The organism is Testudinibacter sp. 'clade 2' (assembly GCF_006227735.1).
Classification (GTDB): domain Bacteria; phylum Pseudomonadota; class Gammaproteobacteria; order Enterobacterales; family Pasteurellaceae; genus Chelonobacter.
In genome coordinates, this window is sequence record NZ_VDHB01000080.1 from 1 (window position 1) to 3,322 (window position 3,322).

Below are 3,322 nucleotides of genomic sequence, written 5' to 3' on the forward strand. Positions count from 1 at the left end.
CTTATAGAGCAATATCCTGAGAAATTGAATATCAGCCAATTACAATCTATCAATCAAGAAATGCTGGATGAAATTAAAAAATTACTTTCTAAAGTTACACTTGATGAAATTAATCAATATTTTGATAAGCTATCTCTTTTCTGGAAGGATCCATCAGATATAAAGATATTGGAAGGATTTAAGGTACATTTATGGGAATTAAATGATCGCCTATTTCATGGCGACAAATTAGATTCATTAAATGAAATAGTACTAAGAATGCTCATTATTACGACTTATGTTATAACAGATAAGGAGTTTATAGAACAATCAATTGACTTTTTTTTCTTCTTGTATGAAAAATATTCTCAATATACACTCAATACTATTTTATGACCTTTATTGTCCGCTTTCCTCAAAATGCTGGGCTTAAGCGATTTATCCTTGCTAAAGATAAACTTGTTCGAGGCGACCCAATCGATGTACTCACCGGCTATCTGGTCGAGCAGCGTACTGATTTCACCCTCGGGCAAACTCTGCCCTTGCACTTTACCCGCACTTGGGCTCGCCATAAAGCCGCTGACCATGCCGACGGGTTATGTGGGCGCTATTGGGTTGATAACTTCTCTGAATATGCCGAGCTGAGCGGCAACGGGCAACACGTTCAGATTGCCACGCTGGAAGGCAGTTACTTACGCTTTGCCCTGCCCCTTGGCAGCACCCAGTCGGTTAATCCCGACCAGCCTCAGTTCACCTTAAACCGCCATCGTGACTACCTGGAATTAGTCAACCGTGACACCCGCAGCGCCAAATGCTTTGCCTTGCCCGAAGCTTGGCTTGCCGACCATGATGAGGCACTGGGCTTTGCGCCGCTGCAAGACGGCAGACTGCGCCTTAGCCGTTGGCTTGACCTGTTTGAAAATGAAGTGCGGTTTCACTATACCGATGAACCACAAGGGCAATCCCGTTTAACCCGAGTTACCCATTCCGACGGCATTGAGCTGACACTGGTCTATCAATCCTCTTCCTACGGTCATGTCCCATACCTGCAACAAATTGTGCGCACCGACAGCGAGCAGCCGCAAGTGTTGGTACGTTATACCCAAGACAGCCTCGGTTGCCTAATCGAAAGCGATGCGCTGTTGGATTATCATCTGTTCTATCACTATGACAGTCAGTACCATCTGACCCGCTGGGCGGACAATGACCAAACCTGGGTGGATTACCACTATGACCACCAAGGGCGTTGTGTGCACAGTATCGGTGCCGACGGGTACTATCCGGTGTGGTTTGACTATCACGACGGCTTGACGCTTGTGTATGACAGCCAACGCCGTTGCACCCGCTATCAGTTTGATACCCGGTTGATGAAGCCGTTGCAGATAACGACGGACAGCGGGGCGACGACCCGCTTTGACTATGACCACGACGGCAACCTGCTGACGCAAACCCTGCCGGAAGGACAAACTCTGCGCTTTGACTACCTCGGACAAACCGGCTTAGTCAGCACCTTTTATGCTGCCGACGGCGAAGCCTGGCACTATCAATATGACGAAGAGGAGCAACTCTGTGCCCTCACCGACCCGTTAGACCGCACTTGGACACGCCAAACCGACGAGGATGAACGCACCACCCTGTTCACCGCACCCGATGGCAGTCAGACTGAGTTTCAGCTTAACCAACACGGCTTGCTCACCCGGATTAACAGCCGTATCGGGCAAAGCCAACGCCAACAGCAGTTCCACTACGACCCACGCCACCGCCTGATTGCCGAGCAAGATGCGGAGCAACGCCGGATTCAGTTCGACTACGACCGCCACGACAACCTCACCGCGCTGCGCCGTGCCAACGGCACGCAATGGCACTACGGCTATAACCCGCACGGCAAACTCAGCCGGATTGACCGCCCGAACGACAGCCGCGAACAACAAGACTATGACCGCCACGGCAACCTGATTCGCTACACCGATGCCAACGGCGTGGTCTGGCAGTTACGCTACGGCGCCTTTGACCTGTTGAGCGAGAAAATCGACGGCGAAGGCAACCGCTGGCAGTATGACTACGATAAAGACAGCCTGAAACTCAACCAAGTCACCAATCCGTTGGGTGAAACCTACACCTACACCTTTAATGCCGACGGCTTGGTCGAAACCGAAACCGACTTTGCCGACAACCGTTGGACGTTTCGTTATGATGAAAACGGCAATCTGCTGCACTTAACCAACGGCGAAGGCGAACAGACCGACTATCGCTATGACGACAACGGGCGCTTGGTGCAACTGCACTGTGGCGCTGACGGCTATCACTACCAATATGATAAAGTCGGACGGGTGAGCCGAATCGACACCGTCGACAGCTGCCTGCAATACCGCTATGACGACCTCGACCGTATCGTGGAGGAGTGGCAAGGGCGCCAGCGTATCACCCGTGAATATGATGATGAGCAGTAGACCGTTACCCGCCATTTATGGATTGACGGCAAAGACCAGCCTATCAGCACCACGTTTAAATATAACAAGATAGGAGAGCTGATTGCGCTGCAACTGCCGGCAACGGATAAACAAAACCATCAGCTTCAGCTTGAATATGACCAACACGGCAACGAAATAGAACGCCATGCCAATCAAGGCTTTATCCTGAAGCAACACTACGATGCGATGGACTGCCTGATTCAACAACGTGCCGGTTATGAGCCGCAACGCTTCTTCCACAGTGACGAACTTCGGGCTACCGGCATTGACAGCCCGAGCTTTGCTCAAATCGACAAACACTATCGCTACGATAAAGCCTTAAACACCGTCGCTACGCAAGACAAACAGCAACGCCTGAGTTTTAGCCTCAATCGCAATAACCAAATTACGGAAGTAGTTGAACGAGACCGCCTGCAAGAACGTTATGCTTACGATGCCAACGGCTATCTGAATAAACAAGACATCGGCTTGCCGAGTTACGGCATAATCAGCGACCCGTTTAACGCACGCTATCATGAACAAATTCAGGTTAGCAACCCGGATTTATACCAAAAAGGCAACCGCTTACAGCGGATAGGCGATACCCAGTACAGCTACGACAACGCCGGACGGCTGACACACAAATCCGAATTCAAACACGGTTACCGCCAACGGGAAACCCGTTACCAATGGAACGGGGCAAACCAACTCACCTGCCTTTCGCTACCCAACGGGCAAACCTGGTATTACAAATACGATGCGCTCGGCAGACGGATTGAGAAAGCCTGTCGCGAGCAAAATACCAAAGTGCGGTATGTGTGGGATGGCGACCAGCTTGCCTACACCGAAACGGAAAAACAGCAACGAATTGAAAGTAGCAGACATAGTGTGTT

The 3,322-nt window shown here is 50.5% G+C and carries 4 protein-coding genes; 3 read left to right on the plus strand and 1 reads right to left on the minus strand.

Annotation, left to right across the window (positions count from 1 at the left end):
- Positions 1–375: hypothetical protein (locus tag FHQ30_RS13255; RefSeq protein WP_176552766.1), on the plus strand; the 375-nt coding region annotated here is incomplete at its 5' end.
- Positions 372–2,429, plus strand: a complete 2,058-nt coding sequence (locus FHQ30_RS07425; RefSeq protein ID WP_139611802.1) for a DUF6531 domain-containing protein — start codon at positions 372–374, stop codon at positions 2,427–2,429. The genes FHQ30_RS13255 and FHQ30_RS07425, both read left to right, overlap by 4 nt.
- Positions 2,430–2,444: 15 nt before the next feature.
- On the opposite strand, the gene FHQ30_RS07430 is transcribed toward FHQ30_RS07425, so the two are convergent.
- Positions 2,445–2,654, minus strand: coding sequence for a hypothetical protein (locus tag FHQ30_RS07430; protein ID WP_139611803.1), 210 nt, complete (start codon positions 2,652–2,654; stop codon positions 2,445–2,447).
- Here FHQ30_RS07430 and FHQ30_RS07435 point away from each other — a divergent pair.
- The coding region (locus FHQ30_RS07435) for a hypothetical protein (protein ID WP_500692253.1) at positions 2,637–3,322 on the plus strand (686 nt) is incomplete at its 3' end. The two genes, FHQ30_RS07430 and FHQ30_RS07435, sit on opposite strands and share 18 nt — an antisense overlap.